This window comes from Pseudomonas sp. IT-P260 (assembly GCF_949768395.1).
GTDB lineage: Bacteria > Pseudomonadota > Gammaproteobacteria > Pseudomonadales > Pseudomonadaceae > Aquipseudomonas > Aquipseudomonas parakoreensis.
The window spans coordinates 75,418-94,092 of sequence record NZ_CATKPO010000033.1; the positions used below are offsets into that span (position 1 = coordinate 75,418).

The following is an 18,675-nucleotide window of genomic DNA, read 5'->3' on the forward strand; positions in this document are numbered from 1 at the left end:
TTTGCCGATCATGTTCGAACTCGATCACGACCTCGCTCAGGATATCGTCGACCGGGCCATGGCCATTTTGCCCTATAACGTCAACGTCATGGACAGCCAGGGCCTGATCCTCGGCAGTGGCGAGCCGGAGCGCATCAACACCCGTCACGAAGGCGCGCAACTGGTGCTGGCCAACGGCCGCGTGGTGGAAATCGATGCGCAAACCGCGGTGCATCTCAAAGGCGTGCAGCCGGGGATCAACCTGCCGCTGATGCTCGATCAGCGCTTGATTGGCGTGCTCGGCATTACCGGCGAGCCGGAGCAACTGCGCACCTACGCCGAACTGGTGCGCATGACTGCCGAAATGCTTGTCGGCCAGCGCAATCAGCAGGCCGAGCAGCAATGGCGGCGCCAGCGTTGCGATGACCTGCTGGCGTTGCTGTTGAGCGACGCCGGCGACTCGCCGCGGCTGGTCGATGAGGCTCAGCAACTGGGGCTCAAGCCGCAGTTGACCCGGGTGCCGTACCTGTTCGAGCTGGGCCTGGAACAAGGGCCGGGGCAAACCGTCGAGGCATTGAGCGCATGGTTGACCTCGCGCTATCCGGACAGCTGGTGCGTGAGTTCGGCCAAGTCATCGCTGCTGTGGTGCCGGCCCGCAAGTCAGACGGTTGAGCATGATCGTTTGCTGGAAAAGCTCGATGGCCTGGGCTGGAACATTCTGCGCATCGCTGTAGGCGGGCAGGCGGATGGGCTGGCCGGTTTGCGTCGCTGTTATCGACGGGTCGGCGATCTGCTGGCGTATGGGCGGGAGGTGCTGCCGCAGTCGCGACTGCTGACGCTCAATCGCTATCGTTTGCCGGTGATGCTCTGGCGCCATCGCAATGACGACGCGCTGGATGAACTGCTCAAACCGTTGCGCAAAGTGATTGCCAAAGACGGTAACGGCCAGTTGCTCGCGACCCTGCGCAGTTGGTGCGAACACGACGGCCAGAGCCAGGCCTGTGCCGATGCGCTGGGCATTCACCGCAACAGCTTGCGTTACCGGATGGAGCGGATTGCCGAGTTGAGCGGGGTTGATCCGCTGAAACTCGACGGGATGCTGGCGCTATATCTCGGGGTGCAATTGCTGCCGCAGACTGACCCGAGTTGATCGGGTGTTTTCACCGACGCCTTCGCGACCAGGCTCGCTCCCACATTTGAAATGCATTCCCCCTGTGGGAGCGAGCCTGCTCGCGAAAGCGTCGGTACATTCGACACAGGCTTTTGTAGAAATGAACAATAAACGCCAACCGCCCTTGTGCAGCGGACAGGCGTCAATGCGCATGCCGACTGGCAGCATGAGGAGCATTGGAACTGGAGAATTCGCATGAAGATCGTCATCGCCCCCGATTCGTTCAAGGACAGCCTGAGTGCCCAAGGTGTTGCCGAGGCCATTGCCTTGGGCCTGGCGCAAGTCTGGCCACACGCCACGCTGGTCAAATGTCCGATGGCTGACGGCGGTGAGGGCACGGTGGAGTCGATTCTTGCTGCCTGCGAAGGCGAACTGCGCCGAACTCGGGTGCGCGGGCCGCTGGGCACTCCGGTCGATGCGGCGTGGGGCTGGCTGCCGCACAACCACACCGCGATCATTGAAATGGCCGAGGCCAGTGGTTTGCAGTTGGTGCCTACGGGGCAGCGCGATGCCTGCATCACCAGCACCTTCGGCACCGGTGAACTGATTCGCGCCGCACTGGATGCCGGCGCGCAACGGGTGATTCTGGCCATTGGCGGCAGCGCCACCAACGATGGCGGCGCCGGCGCGATGCAGGCGCTCGGGGTGAAATTGCTCGATGCACAAGGTCAGGTGCTGGTACCGGGCGGCCTGGCCTTGGCGCAACTGGCGCGGCTGGACTTGAGCGAGCTTGATCCGCGTCTGGCCCAAGTGCGCTTCGACATCGCCGCCGACGTCAACAATCCACTGTGCGGGCCGCATGGCGCCTCGGCGATTTTCGGCCCGCAAAAGGGCGCGTCACCGGTACAGGTGCAACAACTGGATCAGGCCCTCGGTCACTTCGCCGAGCTCTGCGCGCAAGCGTTGGGCAAAGACGTTCGCGATGAGCCGGGTAGTGGTGCAGCGGGCGGATTGGGTTTTGCGGCCAAGGCGTTTCTTGGCGCGCAATTTCAGGCAGGTGTTGAGGTTGTCGCGGAACTGGTGGGCCTGGCTGAAGCGGTCAACGGCGCCGATCTGGTGATCACTGGCGAAGGTCGCTTCGACGCGCAGACCCTGCGCGGCAAAACGCCGTTTGGTGTGGCGCGGATCGCCAAAAAACACGATGTCCCGGTCATTGTCATCGCCGGCACGCTCGGCGAGGGTTATCAGGAGCTCTACGAACACGGCATCGACGCCGCATTCGCCGTCACCAGCGGCCCGATGACCCTGGAGCAGGCCTGCGCCGAAGCTCCACGCTTGTTGCGCGAACGGGCGACGGACATCGCCCGGGTCTGGCAAATGGCCAAAGTCAATAACTGACTGCGTGAAGATGTTGTGGCGAGGGGATTCATCCCCGATGGGCTGCGAAGCAGCCTCCTGCGTTTTTCGCTAAAAACCAGTTTTGAGATTTTGCGACTGCTGCGCAGCCGATCGGGGATGAATCCCCTCGCCACAGAGGGTTGGTGTCAGGGTGTTTCAGTGGTGAAGCACCTTGAAAAATATTTTCGCTTTACACGAAATCTTCCTAAAGCCCAGCCGATACAGAGGTCAGGCGCACACAGATTCCCTCGAACAGTGCCGCCGGACTGACCCCGCTCAAGGGCCAGTGATGACGGCAAGGACGCTCGCAGTTACCTCTATCCGAGAGTCCAACCATGTCCTTGCGTAACCTGAATATCGCGCCTCGTGCTTTCCTCGGTTTTGCCTTTATCGCCTTGTTGGTGATTGTCCTTGGCGTGTTCGCCGTCAACCGCATGTCGACCATCCGCCAGGCCTCCATCGACATGGAGACCAATCAACTGCCCAGCGTCACGTACCTTGGCGTGGTAACGGAAAACGTTCTGCGCCTGCGGATTCTGTCGTTCCGGATTCTGGTCAACCGCGACCCGGCAGGCCTGCAAGAAGCGCAAACGCGCATCGGCGTGCTGGTGGACAAGGTGCGCAGTGCTCAGGCCAGTTACGCCGCGTTGCCGGCAGAGAGCGAAGAGCGAGCGTTGTACCAGACGTTCGCGACCACACTCGACAACTACCTGCAAGCGCAAAACCAGATGATGGAGCTGTCGCGCCAGGACAAAGTCGACGAGATGCGCACCCTGATCAACACGCGGATCAAGGACGGCACTGACCAGATGGGCGAACAGCTCAACAAGCTGATCGCAATCAACGCTGCAGGCGCGAAAGTCGCCTCCACGCAGGCCGGTGAGTATTACGACAGCGCCATTACCGGCATCGTCATTGTGGCTGTTGTCGCGGCGCTGGCCACCGTCCTGCTGGCCCTGCTGCTGACCCGCAGCATCGTCACCCCATTGAACCGTGCCGTACAGGCGGCGCAAACCATCGCTGGCGGCAACCTGACCCAGTCGATTGAAGTGGATGGCAAAGACGAAGCCACACAACTGCTGCAAGCGTTGTCGACGATGCAGACTAATCTGCGCAAAACCATCGAACAGATCGCCGGCTCCGCCACTCAATTGGGCGCTGCAGCCGAAGAACTCAGCGCGGTCACCGAAGAAGCCTCCCGTGGACTGCAACAGCAGAACAACGAGATCGAACAGGCCGCCACCGCCGTCAACGAAATGACCGCTGCTGTGGAAGAAGTGGCACGCAACGCGGTCTCGACCTCCGAAGCCTCGAACCAGTCGACCCAGGCCGCCCGCGAAGGGCGCGATCAAGTGGTGAAAACCGTCGACGCGATCCAGACCATGACCCATGACGTGCAGAGCACTGCACAAATGATCGAAGGCCTCGCCGCGCAGGGGCGTGACATCGGCAAGGTGCTGGACGTGATCCGCGCCATCGCCGAACAGACCAACCTGCTGGCCCTCAATGCGGCGATCGAAGCGGCGCGTGCCGGTGAGGCCGGACGTGGTTTTGCGGTGGTGGCGGACGAAGTGCGTGCCTTGGCCCATCGCACCGCGCAGTCGACTCAGGAAATCGAAAAAATGGTCGCCGGTATTCAGAACGGCACCGGTGAAGCCGTGTCGTCGATGCAGCAAAGCAACCAGCGCACCCAGACCACCCTGGAAATGGCTCGTGCCGCTGGCGTGGCACTGGAGCAGATTACCCAGTCGATCCATCAGATCAACGAACGCAACCTGGTGATCGCCAGCGCCTCGGAAGAACAGGCGCAGGTCTCGCGTGAGGTCGACCGCAACCTCGTCAACATCCGTGACCTGGCCACGCAATCGGCCGCCGGGGCCAACCAGACCAGCGCCGCGACCCATGAACTGTCGCGTCTGGCGGTGGATTTGAATGCGATGGTGGCGCGGTTTGTGATTTGACCTAGGGTGAAGGCTGGAGACCGCGCCATCAGGAGACGTACATGCGCTATTCAGCCTTGACCCAACGCATCGCCGGGGAGGGCGCAGCGGCCTGGCAGATTCATGACCGCGCGCTGGCGTTGCGCGCCGAGGGAGTCGACATTCTGCTGCTGAGCGTGGGTGATCCGGATTTCGACACGCCGCTGCCGATCATCCACGGCGCCATCGACAGCCTGTTGGCTGGCGATACCCATTATTCCGAAGTGCGTGGCCGACTGGCGCTGCGCAAGCTGATCGCCGCTCGCCACCAGCGGCGCAGCGGTCAAGTGGTGGATGCCGAGCACGTGATCGTGCTGCCCGGCGCGCAATGCGCGGTGTATTCGGTCGCTCAATGCCTGCTGGATCCGGGTGACGAAGTGATCGTGGCCGAGCCGATGTACGTGACCTACGAGGGCGTGTTCGGCGCGTGCGGCGCGACGGTGGTGCCGGTGCCGGTGCGGCCGGAAAATGGCTTTCGCGTTGACCCCGCCGATGTCGCCGCGCGGATCACGCCGAAGACCCGCGCGATGTTGCTCAACAGTCCCAATAATCCTTCCGGCGCGAGCCTTTCCCTGTTGATCTGGCAAGCGCTGGCGGCGCTGTGCGTGCGTCACGATTTGTGGCTGATCAGCGACGAGGTCTACAGCGATCTGCTTTACGAGGGCGAGCACATCAGCCCGGCGAGTCTGCCGGGCATGGCCGAACGTACGGCGACCATCAACAGTCTGTCGAAATCCCACGCCATGACCGGTTGGCGCATCGGCTGGTCGATCGGGCCGAAAGCGCTGGCCGAGCATCTGGTGAACCTGTCGTTGAGCATGCTTTTTGGCCTACCGGATTTTGTGCAGAAAGCGGCGGAGATTGCGCTGCACAGCGATCTGCCGGAAGTGACGCAGATGCGCGAGGAATATCGTTTGCGCCGCGATCTGGTCTGCGAGCATTTGCGCGGCTGTCCGGGGTTGCAACCGATTCGCCCGGATGGCGGAATGTTCGTGATGGTCGATGTGCGCCAGACCGGGTTTGGTGCGCAGGCATTTGCCGAGCGGCTGCTGGAAGGTTACGGGGTGTCGGTGCTGGCCGGTGAGGCCTTCGGGCCGAGTGCGGCGGGGCATATTCGCATCGGGCTGGTGTTGGACCGGGTGAAGCTGGCGGATGCCTGTGCGCGGATTGCGTTGTGTGCGGTGCAGTTGTTGCAGGCGCGCAGTGCCTGACAGTTTTGTGTTGTCGAGGCTGGCCCTTTCGCGAGCAGGCTCGCTCCCACATTGAATTGGGGGTACACAAAATTTATGTGCAACCCGAACCCTGTGGGAGCGAGCCTGCTCGCGAAGACGGACTCTCAGTCGGCGATTTTTCAGCCCTGCCAAGCCGCCGGATTCACCAGATTAGCCGGCTTCCCCCCAGCCAAAGCCGCCAGCAGATTGTCCACCGCACACCTGGCCATCGCCTCCCGCGTCTCATGCGTCGCCGAACCCATGTGCGGCGTTGCCACCACATTATTCAGCTGCAACAACGGCGAGTCATGATTCAGCGGTTCACGCTCGAACACATCCAGCCCCGCCGCGCGAATCCGTTGATGGCGCAGCGCGTCGATCATTGCCGCTTCATCCACCACTTTGCCGCGAGAGATATTGATGAAGATGCTCTCGGGGCGCATCAGCGCAAATTGCTCGGCGCCGATCAAACCTTCGGTCTGCGCGGTCAGCGGCAAGGTAAGACAGATGAAATCCGCCTCTTGCAGCAGCGCCTCAAGGCTACGGTACTGCGCGTCAAAACGCGCCTCGACTGCCGGTTTGCGCGACTGGCTGTGATAAAGCACCGGCATGCCAAAACCGAAATGCCCGCGCTGCGCCAGCGCCTCGCCGATGCGACCCATGCCGATGATGCCCAGGGTCTTGCCGTGCACATCGGTGCCGAAATGCGCCGGGCCGATGTTGCGGTGCCACTGGCCACTGCGCACCATGTTCGCCAGTTCCACCACGCGCCGGGCCGTGGCGAGGATCAGCGCGAAGCCAGTGTCGGCGGTGGTTTCGGTGAGCACATCCGGGGTGTTGCTGAGAAGGATCTTGCGTCGGCTCAGGTAGTCGATGTCGTAGTTGTCGACTCCGACCGAAACGCTGGCAATCGCCTGCAGTTGCGGCGCCAGATCGAGTAGCGCGGCGTCGAGTTTGAGGCTGGCACCGAGCAAACCTTGGGCGCTCGGCAAGGCGTCGCGCAGCTTCATCAGGCCGTCGGCGTCGAGGGTTTCGATCAGCGTCACGTCACAGTGTTGCTGTAGGCGCGTCATCAGCGCCGGCGACAGTTTCTTGTACAGCACGACTTGCTTTTTCATGGGCAAAAATCTCTTCAGGAGTGCGCCGGCACGGGACGCGTGGCAACGGCTTTGGCCACGACACGATCACTGGCGCCGGGCTTGAGAAAAATCGTCAGCACCACCGACAGCAGCAACGCGCCGCTCATCAGCAAATACGAAGCGCCGGGCGAACCGGTGGAGCTGTTCAGATAACCGACCAGGTACGAGCCACCGAACGAACCGAGCGCGCCCATGCTGTTGATCAGCGCCATGGCCCCACCGGCAACGTTGGCCGGGAGGATCTCCGGAACGATGGCGAAGAACGGCCCATACGGCGCGTACATGCAGGCGCCGGCGATCACCAGCAGCGTGTAGGACCACCAGAAATGTTCCGCGCCCAAGGCGTAGGAGCCGTAGAACGCGATGGAGGCGATCAGCAGCGGCGGCCAGACGAAGCGTTTGCGCTTCTGCAGTTTGTCCGAGCCCCACGACACCGCGAGCATGCCGATCACCGCCGCCAGATACGGCAGCGCCGACAGCCAGCCCGCTTCGATCATGTCCATTTGCGCGCCGGCCTTGAGGATCGACGGCAGCCAAAGCACGAAGCCGTAGACGCCAATGCTCCAGCAGAAAAACTGCAGCGCCAGAATGATGACCTTCGGCGAACGGAAGGCTTCGGCGTAGTTCTTCACCGCTTTGATCCCGATCTGTTCGGCGGCGAGAGCGCTTTCCAGATCGTGCTTTTCCTGCGCGCTCAGCCACTTGGCCTGAGCCGGACGATCATCGGCCAGTTTCCACCAGATAAACGCCCAGAGCACCGCCGGCAAGCCTTCGATGATGAACATCCAGCGCCAGCTGAAGTGCTGCACCAGATAGCCCGAGACCACCGACATCCACAACATCGTGACCGGGTTGCCGAGGATCAGAAAAGTGTTGGCCCGCGAGCGCTCGGCACGGGTGAACCAGTGGCACAGGTAGACCAGCATCGCCGGCATTACCGCGGCTTCGACCACGCCGAGCATGAAACGGATGACGATCAGCCAATAGGCGTTGGAGACCACGCCGGTCAGCGTGGCGAGCCCGCCCCAGAAGATCAGGCTGAAGAAAATCAGCTTTTTCACGCTGTGTTTTTGCGCGTAGATCGCCCCGGGCACCTGGAAGAAAAAGTAGCCGAGGAAGAACAGCGCCCCGAGCAAAGAAGACAGGCCCGGGGTGATCATCAAGTCGGCGGCCATGCCGGACGCGGCGGCGAAGCCGTAGTTGGCGCGATCGAGATACGCCAGGCTGTAGGTGATGAACACGATCGGCATGATGTACCACCAGCGGCGGGCGGCGAGGGTTGCGGTTTTCATGGTGTTGCTCCTGAGCTTGTTGTTTTTGTCGCAGCAGGTTCAAATTTTTGCGGTGATCAAGCGGGCCTCTTCGCGAGCAAGCTCGCTCCCACAGGGGAATGCATTCCAAATGTGGGAGCGAGCTTGCTCGCGAAAGCGGTTTCGAATTCAACGATGAGTTCAGACCGGGTCGGCAACCCCTCCATATCCCCGCGACTCTGCACCGCCCGACTGCCAATCCAGTTGGCGCGTTGCACCGCCTCGGCAAAGCTCTGATGTTCAAGCAGGGCACTGATCATGCCGACGGCAAATCCGTCGCCCGCACCCACTGTGTCGACCACGTTGGCCACCGGTACTCCGGCGACAAACCCCTGATCCAGTTGCGTGCGGTAATAAGCGCCTTGCGGCCCAAGCTTGATCGCCACGGCTTCAGCGCCCTGATCAAGATAGAACGCGGCGATGTCCGCCGGGTCTTCGAAGCCGGTCAGCAAGCGGCCTTCGCTCAAACCCGGCAGTACCCAGTGGGCGAGGGCGGCGAGGCGGTTGATTTCGCGGATCATCTCTTGCTCAGAGGCCCACAGGCTCGGGCGCAGATTGGGGTCGAACGACACGCTGCGCCCGGCATGGCGCATGCGAGTCATCAGTTCGAACGACATTTCCCGAGCGCTGGCTGACAGTGCCGGTGGAATCCCGGTGGCGTGCAGGTGACGGGCGCTGAGCAAGGTATCGGTGATCGACTGGACGGACAGACGACTGGCCGCAGAGCCACGGCGGAAATACTCGACCTGTGGGTCGCTGCCATCGTCGTTACGGGATTTGAACTGGAAACCGGTCGGATGCTGGTGATCGACCGCGACGTGACTGCAATCCAGACCTTCCTTGATCAAGGTCTCGACCACAAAACGTCCGAGGGAATCGCTGCCGACCCGGCTCAGCCACGCCACATTGAAACCCAGGCGCGACAAGCCGATCGCCACATTGCTGTCGGCGCCGGCAATGCGTTTGTGAAAATGTTCGACCGCCGCCAGATCACCGGTCTGCTCGGCGACCAGCATCGCCATGGTTTCACCGAACGACAGAATATCGATCTCAGACATGGGCAGGCTCCAGACGCGATTGGCCAAGGCGGGCGAGGGCGGCGACGTGTTCCGTGGTCAACGCCACCAGGTCATCGCCCTGCAACGGGTATTCGGCGGCACGCATAACGCCTTGGGCCATGTGCCGCAGCAGTTGTTCCCACAAATGCAGGTCGCTGACGGCGGGCGGCACGGCGACCAGTTTGCCGTCAGCGCGGCGCGCTACCGCTTTGCAGTGCACGTAGCCGACATGCCGTCCGAGCAGACGTGCGGCGTTGGCAGCGGACTGGTCCTGCCACTGCCAGTTGCCGATGTCGAAGGTCATCTTGATCGGCAAATCATGCTGCTCGACCGCCGCGAAAAAGCGCTGGAACGGCTCGATGCGGCCGCCCTGCAAGGTCTGGTCGTTTTCCACCAGCAGCTGCACCGGGCTGTTGCCCAGCAGTTGCTGCAGCGCCTGCAGATCACAGTTGTCGGTGAAATAGCCGAGTGAGACTTTCAGCCATTTCGAGCCAAACGCCTGGGCGTGTTGCAGGGCGTTGATCAATTCGGGATTGGGCCGCGCCTGACCGGCGAGCCACAGTTCGGTCGGCGACGAATAGATGCTTTGCAGACCCTGCGCCCGGGTGGCGGCCTGCAGTTGTGCAGGCACTTCGCGGGTCAGCAACTCTTCGCGCCATTCGATGCGATCGGCACCGGCGGCAGCCAGCACGTCGATGAAGAAATCTTGCCCGCGTTGGCGCACAAGCTCGGCGCCGTAGCTGGACAGGCTGATGGAAACGGCGGGTTTATTCATTGTTATCTGCCTCTGAAACCGGTTTCATTTTTGTTCAAAAAAATATCAGGTGGTTTTTTGATGGTCTTTTGGGCTTCGTCGCTGGCAAGCCAGCTCCCACAATGTTCTGGGGTATTGGATGGATTGCATTAACACCACAAAACCCTGTGGGAGCTGGCTTGCCAGCGAAGGCGTCAGCTCAAACACCACCGTTCCCTCGGGTAGAACCGCGCTCAATCAGCACCGGGGCAAAATCGAGCCTGCGTGGAATCTCGGCATCCCCCCGCAAACGCTTCAACAGACACTCAAACGCCCGTGCGCCAATCTCGGCCGTTGGCTGGGCGAGGGCGGTAATCCCGCTGCCCACCAACGGGTACCAATCCAGGTCATCCAGGGCAATCAGCCCGACATCCGCGAATAACCCGCAGCCGATTTCACGCAAGGCGAGGGTGCAGGCCAGCGCCGCCACGCCGTTGGCGCAGAACAGTGCTTTAGGCCCGGTAGCCGGTGTGTTCAAAAAGGTTTGAAGATCAGTGGCGAGTGCGTCGCCGGTTTCCAGCACCGCACCGGTCAATCCGGAACGCTGGGCAATCTGCGTCTGAAAATTGCTGACCCGCTCGATCCGCGAACTGGTGCCGTCATAAGGTTCAGTCACCATCAACACATCGCGATAGCCGCGCTGCTCAAGGTGCGTCAGGGCCATCTCGACAGCCTGCGCGTTGTTCAGCCCGAGCATGTCGCTGTCGAGGCCATCGACCTTGCGATCTACCAGCACCAGCGGCATTTCCCGGTGCAGTTCGTGGAGTTCGTCACGGTGATGACCGAGGGTGTTCACGATCAGCCCTTCAATGTTGTACGAGCGCAACAACGCCAGGTGTTGGCGTTCCTGCTCGTCATCGCGGTCGGTGTTGCACACCACCAGGCTGTAGCCATGCGCACGGCAGGCGGTTTCCACCCCGTGCATCACGGCAATCGAATAAGGGTTGCGGATATCGGCCACCAGCATGCCGATCAGGCGCGTGCGCCCGCGTTTCAGACCACGGGCCATCTGGTTCGGGCGGTAACCCAGCTCGCTGATCGCCTGCTCGATACGCAGGGCGATGGCGTCGGAGAGCAGGGCGCGGTCATCGCCGATGAAGCGCGAGACGCTGGCCTTGGACACGCCGGCGCGTTCGGCAACATCGAGCATGGTCACGCGGCTGCGCTGGGCGGCGGAAAAGTCGTTCACGGTGTGAAACCTTATTATTGGATTTATTCGTTTCGTGCGCCGCGATGGCGCTGAAACCGGTTTCAGGAAACACCAGAAGCCGACGCTCCGTCAAGTGAATGCGCGTGGTACTTCAACGTGGCGCCGACGGGCGGTGCTTAGCGTTATTGAGGTATCTGCGCAATGCTCAGCCAAACAGGCCGGCAGCAATGTTGATCGAAAAGCCCAGAATCGCGGTGTTGAACACAAACCCGATCAACGACTGCGCCAGGACGATCTTGCGAATGTCCCGGGTAGCCACGCCGACATCGGCCGTCTGCACCGCGACGCCGATGGTGAAGGAAAAATACAGGAAGTCCCAGTAATTGGGCGTGGTCAGGCCTTCGGCAAAACGCAGGGCCGGTTCCTTGCCGTCCCAGGTGTAAAACAGGCGTGCGTAGTGCACACAGAAGATCACCCCGATCACCAGCCACGAACCTACCACGGTGACGGCGGTGAAGGCGTAATGCAGAAGTTTGCGATGGGTATCCAGATCCTTGGTGCCGGCCAGTTCCAGGGTGATGGCGGCGAGACTCGCCAGGGCTGCGATACACACCACGAACAGCACCAGCCCGGCGTTTTCGTCTTCGATGACGGCAATACGTTTGACGTCCGGCGCCTTCGCCCGGACGGTCAGCCAGAACATCAGGATCAGGTAGGTCCAGACGCCCGTATTCCAGCCGATGAGGATTTTGCTGACGATGGCGTCGGCAGGAACCAGCAGGCCGGTGGCAAGGCCAACCAGAGCGGCGGCGGACAGGCGAGGGTGGGTGCGGGCGAGAAAGCGCATGGGGATTCACAGTGATGATCGATCCCTGCACCTTAGCGCACGCTATCGTGCTTTTGTAGGCGCTGCTGGCTGCGATTCTTTTGATTCTGTTCTATCAAGATCTAAAGATCGCAGCCTGCGGCAGCTCCTGCAGTGGGATCAAGGATGTTTGGTGAAGCGTTGGACGAGCTTCATGACCACCACGAAAAACAACGGCACAAAAATCACCGCCAGGGTCGCCGTGATCATCCCGCCGATCACCCCGGTACCGATCGCCTGCTGACTGGCCGAACTGGCACCGGTGGCGATGGCCAAAGGCACCACGCCAAGGATGAACGCCAGCGAAGTCATGACAATCGGTCGCAGACGCAGGCGCGCTGCCTGCAACGTTGCATCGATCAGGTCGTTGCCTTCGTCATACAGGCTCTTGGCGAATTCGATGATCAGGATCGCGTTCTTCGCCGACAGACCAATGATCGTGATCAGCCCGACCTTGAAGAACACGTCGTTGGGCATGCCGCGCAAGGTTACCGCCAGCACCGCACCGAGTACGCCCAGCGGTACCACCAGCAGCACCGAGGTCGGAATCGACCAACTCTCGTACAGCGCCGCCAGACACAGGAACACGATCAGCAGCGACAGGCCGAGCAGGATCGGTGCCTGGCTGCCGGACAACCGTTCCTGCAGCGACAGCCCGGTCCATTCCTGACCCAGGCCTTTCGGCCCTTGGGCGACCAGTCGTTCAATCTCTGCCATCGCTTCACCGGTACTGTGCCCCGGCGACGGTTCGCCAGAAATCGCAATCGCCGGGTAACCGTTGTAACGGGTCAGTTGCGCCGGGCCTTGGGTCCATTTCGCCTGGACGAACGCCGACAGCGGCACCATGTGCCCGGCGTTATTGCGCACGTGCATTTTCAGCAGATCATCGACCTGACTGCGCTGATCGCCTTCGGCCTGGACCACCACCCGCTGCATGCGCCCCTGATTGGGGAAGTCATTGATGTAGGAAGAACCCACGGCGGTGGACAGCACGTTGCCGATGTCGGCAAACGACACACCCAGCGCGTTGGCCTGCTTGCGGTCCACTTCCAGTTGCACCTGCGGCGCTTCGGCCAGCGCGCTTTCGCGCACGTTCATCAGGATCGGGCTTTTCTCGGCGGCGGTGAGCAATTCGGTGCGCGCCTGCATCAACGTCGCGTGACCGAAACCGCCGCGATCCTGCAGACGGAATTCGAAGCCGCTGGAAGTACCGAGACCGTCAACCGGTGGCGGCAACACCGCAAACGCGATGGCGTCCTTGATCTGGCTCAGGGCGATGTTGGCGCGATCGGCAATCGAAGTGGCCGAATCGTCGCTGCCGCGTTCCGACCAGTCTTTCAGGGTGGTGAACGCCAGTGCCGCGTTCTGCCCGCTACCGGAGAAACTGAAGCCGAGAATCACCGTGCTGTCGCCCACCCCCGGTTCACTGGCGTTGTGCGCCTCGATCTGCTCGACCACCTGCACCGTACGGTTCTTGCTCGCGCCCGGCGGCAGCTGGATATCGGTGATGGTGTAACCCTGATCCTCGACCGGCAGGAACGAGGAGGGCAGTCGCGCGAAGCACAACCCCATGCCGATCAGCAGCACGCCATAGATCAACAGATAACGTCCGCTGCGCTTCAGCGCGTAACCGACCCAGCCTTGATAGCGATCGGTCAGTTGCTCGAAGCGGCGATTGAACCAACCGAAGAACCCGCTCTTTTCATGATGCTCGCCCTTGGCAATCGGCTTGAGCAGCGTGGCGCACAAGGCAGGCGTCAGCGTCAGGGCCAGGAACGCCGAGAACAGGATCGAGGTGGCCATCGACAGCGAGAACTGCCGGTAAATCACGCCCACCGAACCCTGCATGAATGCCATCGGAATGAACACCGCCACCAGCACCAGGGTAATGCCGATGATCGCCCCGGTGATCTGCTTCATCGCTTTGCGCGTGGCGTCTTTTGGCGACAAGCCTTCGCTGGCCATGATCCGCTCGACGTTTTCCACCACAACGATGGCGTCGTCCACCAGAATGCCGATCGCCAGCACCATACCGAACATGGTCAACACGTTGATCGAGAAACCCAGCGCCAGCATGGTGGCGAAGGTGCCCATCAGGGCCACCGGCACCACCAGCGTGGGGATCAGGGTGTAGCGAATGTTCTGCAGGAACAGGAACATCACCGCGAACACCAGCAGCATCGCTTCACCGAGGGTGTAGACGACTTTGGTGATCGAGACTTTGACGAATGGCGAGGTGTCGTACGGAATCTTGTATTCGACGCCCGCCGGGAAGTAGCGCGACAACTCGTCCATCTTCGCCCGGATCAATGTGGCGGTCGCCAGCGCATTGGCCCCCGGTGCCAGTTGCACGCCAACGGCGGTGGACGGCTTGCCGTTCAGGCGCGTGCCGAACTGGTATTCCTGACTGCCGATCTCGACCCGCGCCACATCGCCGATGCGTACGGTAGAACCATCGGGGTTGGCCTTGAGCACGATGTCGGCGAATTCTTCCGGCGTCGACAACTGACCCTTGACCAGAATGGTCGCGGTGATTTCCTGCGTAGACGGGTTGGGTAAATCGCCGATGCTGCCTGCCGATACCTGGGCGTTTTGCGCGACGATAGCGGCGTTGACGTCGGCCGGGGTGAGGTTGAAACCGATCAGCTTCTGCGGATCGATCCAGATCCGCATCGCGCGTTCAGCGCCATACAGTTGGGCCTTGCCGACGCCGTCGATGCGTTTGATTTCGTTCATCACGTTGCGCGCCAGGTAATCACTGAGCGCTACGTCATCGAGTTTGCCGTCGCTGGAGGTCAGGGTGATCAGCAGCAGGAAGCCGGCGGAGACTTTCTCCACCTGCAGGCCTTGCTGATTGACCGCTTGCGGCAGGCGCGACTCGACCACTTTGAGGCGGTTCTGCACATCAACCTGGGCCAGTTCCGGGTTGGTGCCCGGCTGGAAGGTGGCCTTGATCGTCGCGCTGCCCAAGCTGCTCTGCGATTCGAAGTACAGCAGGTGATCGGCGCCGTTGAGCTCTTCTTCGATCAGGCTGACCACGCTTTCATCGACGGTTTGCGCCGAGGCACCGGGGTACACCGCATAGATTTCGATTTGTGGCGGCGCGACGTCGGGGTACTGCGCCACCGGCAATTGCGGGATGGCCAGTGCACCGGCCAACAGGATGAACAGGGCGACGACCCAGGCGAACACCGGGCGGTCGATAAAGAACTGCGGCATAGAAGAGCGTCCTGCTTACTGACCAGAAGTCTGGGCAAGGGGAAGAGGGGTGTCGTCGATCTGCACTTTTTCGCCGGGACGGGCGTGTTGCAGGCCTTCGATGACAATACGGTCACCGGGCTTGAGGCCACCGGTGACGATCCAGCGGTCGTTTTGCACTGCGCCCAGTTGCACCGGTTGTTGCGCCACGCGCATCTGCTCGTCGACAGTCAGTACCTGAGCGATACCTGCACTGTCACGCTGCACCGCACGTTGCGGTACGGTGATGCCGTTCTGCACGGTCGCTTGTTGCAGGCGTACGCGAATGAAACTGCCCGGCAACAGGTCAAGATCAGGATTGGGGAACTCGCTGCGCAGGATGATCTGGCCAGTGCCTGGATCGACCGTGATGTCGCTGAACAGCAACTTGCCCGGTAACGGATAGAAACTGCCGTCATCCTGAATCAGCGTGGCCTTGACCTGATCCTGGCCGACTGCCTGCAACTGCCCGGAACGGAACGCGCGACGCAGTTCGTTGAGTTCACGGGTCGACTGGGTAAGGTCGGCGTAGATCGGATTGAGTTGCTGGATCAGCGCCAGTGGCGTGGTTTCGTTCTGCCCGACCAGCGCGCCTTCGGTAACCAGAGCCCGGCCGACTCGGCCGGAAATCGGCGCGGTGACGGTGGCGTAGCCGAGGTTCAGCTTCGCACGCTCTACCGCGGCTTTATTGGCGGCTACATCGGCGGCGGTTTGCCGGGCATTGGCGCGGGCGTTGTCGTAGTCCTGAGCGCTGATGGCCTTGTCGTCGATCAACTGCGCGTAGCGCTGCTCTTGCAACTTCGCCTGAAAGGCGTTGGCCTCGGCCTTGCGCAGCGCGGCTTCGGCGCTATCAAGATCAGCCTTGAACGGTGCCGGATCGATGCGAAACAGCACGTCGCCCTTTTTCACGTCGCTGCCTTCACGGAAGGTGCGTTGCAGCACCACACCGGCGACCCGGGCGCGCACTTCGGCGATGCGCGGTGCGGCGATGCGCCCGCTCAGTTCACTGCTGATCGACAGGGGGCGGGTTTCGATGGTTTCGATACGCACGGTGGCCGGCGGCGCTTCTTCTTCGGCCTTCGAAGACGAATCACAGGCGCTCAGCAACGACGCAACAGCGATCAGGCCGAGCCCGGCCAGAAGTTTTTTCGACATGTACCACCCCCAATATTGAAGCCCGCATCCTAAGGCCAGACGCCGAGGGTAGCGGTGAAGCTTTGTAGGCGCTGTGTGAAATTGTGTAAGGGTTTTACTCAGGGACGGGTGAGGGCGTATATCCTTTACGCCTTGAATTCTTTTGTTACGGTTGGACCGCTTTCGCGAGCAGGCTCGCTCCCACACAGGTTTTGTGAACGACGCAAAATCGATGTGGGCGCGAGCCTGCTCGCGAAGAGGGTCTGACATCCACCACAGCAATATCTGGAACACCCCATGCCCAACATCCTTCTGGTCGAAGACGACACCGCCCTCGCCGAACTGATTTCCAGCTACCTGGAGCGCAACGGCTATTCCGTCAGCGTGATCGGTCGTGGTGACCATGTGCGTGAACGGGCACGGATCAATCCGCCGGACCTGGTCATTCTCGACCTGATGCTGCCGGGGCTCGACGGCCTGCAAGTCTGCCGTCTGCTGCGGGCCGATTCGGCGACGCTGCCGATCCTGATGCTGACCGCCCGCGACGACAGTCACGATCAGGTGCTGGGCCTGGAAATGGGCGCCGACGATTACGTCACCAAGCCCTGCGAGCCACGGGTTCTGCTGGCCCGGGTGCGCACCTTGCTGCGACGCAGCAGCCTCGGTGAACCGATGACGGTCAATGACCGCATCGTCATGGGCAATCTGTGCATCGATTTGTCCGAGCGCACCGTGACCTGGCGCGGGCAGCCGGTAGAGCTGTCCAGTGGCGAATACAATTTGCTGGTGGTGCTGGCCCGGCATGCCGGTGAAGTGCTGAGCCGCGATCAGATTCTGCAGCGCCTGCGTGGCATCGAGTTCAACGGCACCGATCGTTCGGTGGACGTGGCGATTTCCAAGCTGCGGCGCAAATTCGACGACCACGCCGGCGAGGCGCGCAAGATCAAGACCGTGTGGGGCAAGGGTTACCTGTTCAGCCGTTCCGAATGGGAATGCTGAGCTGATGTTCAGAATCCTCTTTCGCCTGTACCTGGTGACGATCGTCTCCTACAGCGCGGCAATCTATCTGGTGCCGGATCTGGTGATCATGGCGTTCCGCGAGCGCTTCATCACTTATAACCTCGACTATTCGCGGGGCCTGCAATCGCTGATTACCCGCCAGTTTCACGCGGTGCCACAGGATCAGTGGCCAGCCTTGGCGCAGTCGATGGACAAGGACTTCCAGCCGCTGCACATCGTTCTGGCGCGCATCGACGACGCCGGTTTCACCGCCCCCGAGCAGGCGCGTTTGCGCCGTGGGGAAAACGTGGTGCGCATTGGCGATTGGGGATGGCGCACCTTGGCGGTCACGCCGCTGAACGACGATGTCGCGGTGCAAATGGTGGTGCCGCCGGATCCGTTGGACGTCAATCTGTTGTACTGGAGCATCAACGTGCTGATCGGCGCGACCATGCTCGCCTGCCTGCTGTTGTGGATTCGCCCGCACTGGCGTGATCTGGAGCGCCTCAAGGGGGCCGCCGAACGCTTCGGTAAAGGCCACTTGAGCGAGCGTACGCAGATTCCCGCCAGCTCCAACATCGGCAGCCTGGCCAACGTGTTCGACACCATGGCCGGCGATATCGAAAATCTGCTCAACCAGCAGCGCGACCTGCTCAATGCGGTGTCTCACGAATTGCGCACGCCGCTGACCCGTCTGGATTTCGGTCTGGCCCTGGCACTGTCCGATGATTTGCCGGCGACCAGTCGCGAGCGCCTGCAAGGGCTGGTGGCGCACATTCGTGAACTGGATGAACTGGTCCTGGAATTGTTGTCTTACAGCCGCCTGCAGAATCCGGCGCAATTACCGGAACAGGTTGAGGTTTCGCTGGATGAGTTCATCGACAGCATTCTGGGCAGCGTCGATGAAGAGCTGGAATCACCGGATATCGTCATTGATGTGCTGCTGCACGGTCAGCTCGAACGCTTTTCGCTGGACCCGCGCCTGACCGCCCGGGCGATCCAGAACCTGCTGCGCAATGCCATGCGCTATTGCGAGAAGCGTATCCAGATTGGCGTGCAGGTCAGCCCCGATGGCTGCGGGATTTGGGTTGACGATGATGGGATTGGTATCCCGGATGACGAGCGCGAGCGGATTTTTGAGCCGTTTTATCGCCTGGATCGCAGCCGCGACCGCGCTACCGGTGGTTTTGGTCTGGGCCTGGCCATCAGCCGCCGGGCGCTGGAGGCGCAGGGCGGGACACTGACGGTGGAAAGCTCGCCGCTGGGTGGGGCGCGGTTCAGGTTGTGGTTGCCCACTGCAAGCTGAGCATCA

The 18,675-nt window shown here is 61.6% G+C and carries 14 protein-coding genes; 6 read left to right on the top strand and 8 right to left on the bottom strand.

What is annotated here, in order from left to right; genetic code table 11:
* Positions 1-10: 10 nt before the first annotated feature.
* The 4 genes from ACM6HV_RS14315 to ACM6HV_RS14330 all read left to right on the top strand — a co-directional run bounded on the left by ACM6HV_RS14315 (position 11) and on the right by ACM6HV_RS14330 (position 5,678).
* Entirely contained in the window at positions 11-1,129 is a 1,119-nt protein-coding gene (locus ACM6HV_RS14315) for a sugar diacid recognition domain-containing protein (protein ID WP_414904520.1), read from the top strand.
* 216 nt (positions 1,130-1,345) lie between these two features.
* Positions 1,346-2,488 carry a glycerate kinase gene (locus ACM6HV_RS14320; RefSeq protein ID WP_414904521.1) on the top strand — a complete coding sequence of 381 codons (1,143 nt, stop codon included), beginning with the start codon at positions 1,346-1,348 and terminating at the stop codon, positions 2,486-2,488.
* A gap of 335 nt (positions 2,489-2,823) precedes the next feature.
* Positions 2,824-4,449, top strand: a complete 1,626-nt coding sequence (locus tag ACM6HV_RS14325; protein WP_414904522.1) for a methyl-accepting chemotaxis protein — start codon at positions 2,824-2,826, stop codon at positions 4,447-4,449.
* 41 nt (positions 4,450-4,490) lie between these two features.
* Positions 4,491-5,678 (top strand): pyridoxal phosphate-dependent aminotransferase, encoded by a 1,188-nt coding sequence (locus ACM6HV_RS14330; RefSeq protein WP_414904523.1) that lies wholly within the window; start codon positions 4,491-4,493, stop codon positions 5,676-5,678.
* A gap of 140 nt (positions 5,679-5,818) precedes the next feature.
* On the opposite strand, the gene ACM6HV_RS14335 is transcribed toward ACM6HV_RS14330, so the two are convergent.
* The 8 genes from ACM6HV_RS14335 to ACM6HV_RS14370 all read right to left on the bottom strand — a co-directional run bounded on the left by ACM6HV_RS14335 (position 5,819) and on the right by ACM6HV_RS14370 (position 16,769).
* On the bottom strand, positions 5,819-6,796 hold the full coding sequence (locus ACM6HV_RS14335) for an NAD(P)-dependent oxidoreductase (RefSeq protein ID WP_414904524.1): 978 nt from the start codon (positions 6,794-6,796) through the stop codon (positions 5,819-5,821).
* A gap of 14 nt (positions 6,797-6,810) precedes the next feature.
* Positions 6,811-8,109 carry an MFS transporter gene (locus ACM6HV_RS14340; RefSeq protein ID WP_414904525.1) on the bottom strand — a complete coding sequence of 433 codons (1,299 nt, stop codon included), beginning with the start codon at positions 8,107-8,109 and terminating at the stop codon, positions 6,811-6,813.
* A 56-nt stretch (positions 8,110-8,165) separates the two neighbouring features.
* A complete protein-coding gene (locus tag ACM6HV_RS14345) occupies positions 8,166-9,185 on the bottom strand; it encodes a sugar kinase (RefSeq protein WP_145598026.1) in 1,020 nt (339 codons plus the stop codon).
* Positions 9,178-9,960: an AP endonuclease gene (locus ACM6HV_RS14350; protein WP_145598029.1), complete on the bottom strand. Its 783-nt coding sequence runs from the start codon at positions 9,958-9,960 to the stop codon at positions 9,178-9,180. Before ACM6HV_RS14350 ends, ACM6HV_RS14345 begins: the two co-directional genes overlap by 8 nt.
* Positions 9,961-10,138: 178 nt before the next feature.
* The gene (locus tag ACM6HV_RS14355; protein WP_414904526.1) at positions 10,139-11,167 is read right to left on the bottom strand and encodes a LacI family DNA-binding transcriptional regulator; all 1,029 of its coding nucleotides are present in this window, start codon (positions 11,165-11,167) and stop codon (positions 10,139-10,141) included.
* Positions 11,168-11,333: 166 nt separating this feature from the next.
* On the bottom strand, positions 11,334-11,975 hold the full coding sequence (locus ACM6HV_RS14360) for a DUF1345 domain-containing protein (RefSeq protein WP_414904527.1): 642 nt from the start codon (positions 11,973-11,975) through the stop codon (positions 11,334-11,336).
* Positions 11,976-12,113: 138 nt separating this feature from the next.
* Positions 12,114-15,212 (bottom strand): multidrug efflux RND transporter permease subunit, encoded by a 3,099-nt coding sequence (locus tag ACM6HV_RS14365; protein ID WP_414904528.1) that lies wholly within the window; start codon positions 15,210-15,212, stop codon positions 12,114-12,116.
* Positions 15,213-15,227: 15 nt separating this feature from the next.
* The gene (locus tag ACM6HV_RS14370; protein WP_414904529.1) at positions 15,228-16,769 is read right to left on the bottom strand and encodes an efflux RND transporter periplasmic adaptor subunit; all 1,542 of its coding nucleotides are present in this window, start codon (positions 16,767-16,769) and stop codon (positions 15,228-15,230) included.
* On the opposite strand from ACM6HV_RS14370, the gene ACM6HV_RS14375 reads away from it, so the two are divergent.
* Both ACM6HV_RS14375 and ACM6HV_RS14380 read left to right on the top strand, forming a co-directional pair.
* On the top strand, positions 16,662-17,363 hold the full coding sequence (locus ACM6HV_RS14375) for a response regulator transcription factor (protein WP_041063735.1): 702 nt from the start codon (positions 16,662-16,664) through the stop codon (positions 17,361-17,363). The two genes, ACM6HV_RS14370 and ACM6HV_RS14375, sit on opposite strands and share 108 nt — an antisense overlap.
* Before the next feature lie 4 nt (positions 17,364-17,367).
* A complete protein-coding gene (locus ACM6HV_RS14380) occupies positions 17,368-18,669 on the top strand; it encodes an ATP-binding protein (RefSeq protein WP_145598043.1) in 1,302 nt (433 codons plus the stop codon).
* The last annotated feature ends 6 nt before the right edge of the window (positions 18,670-18,675 follow it).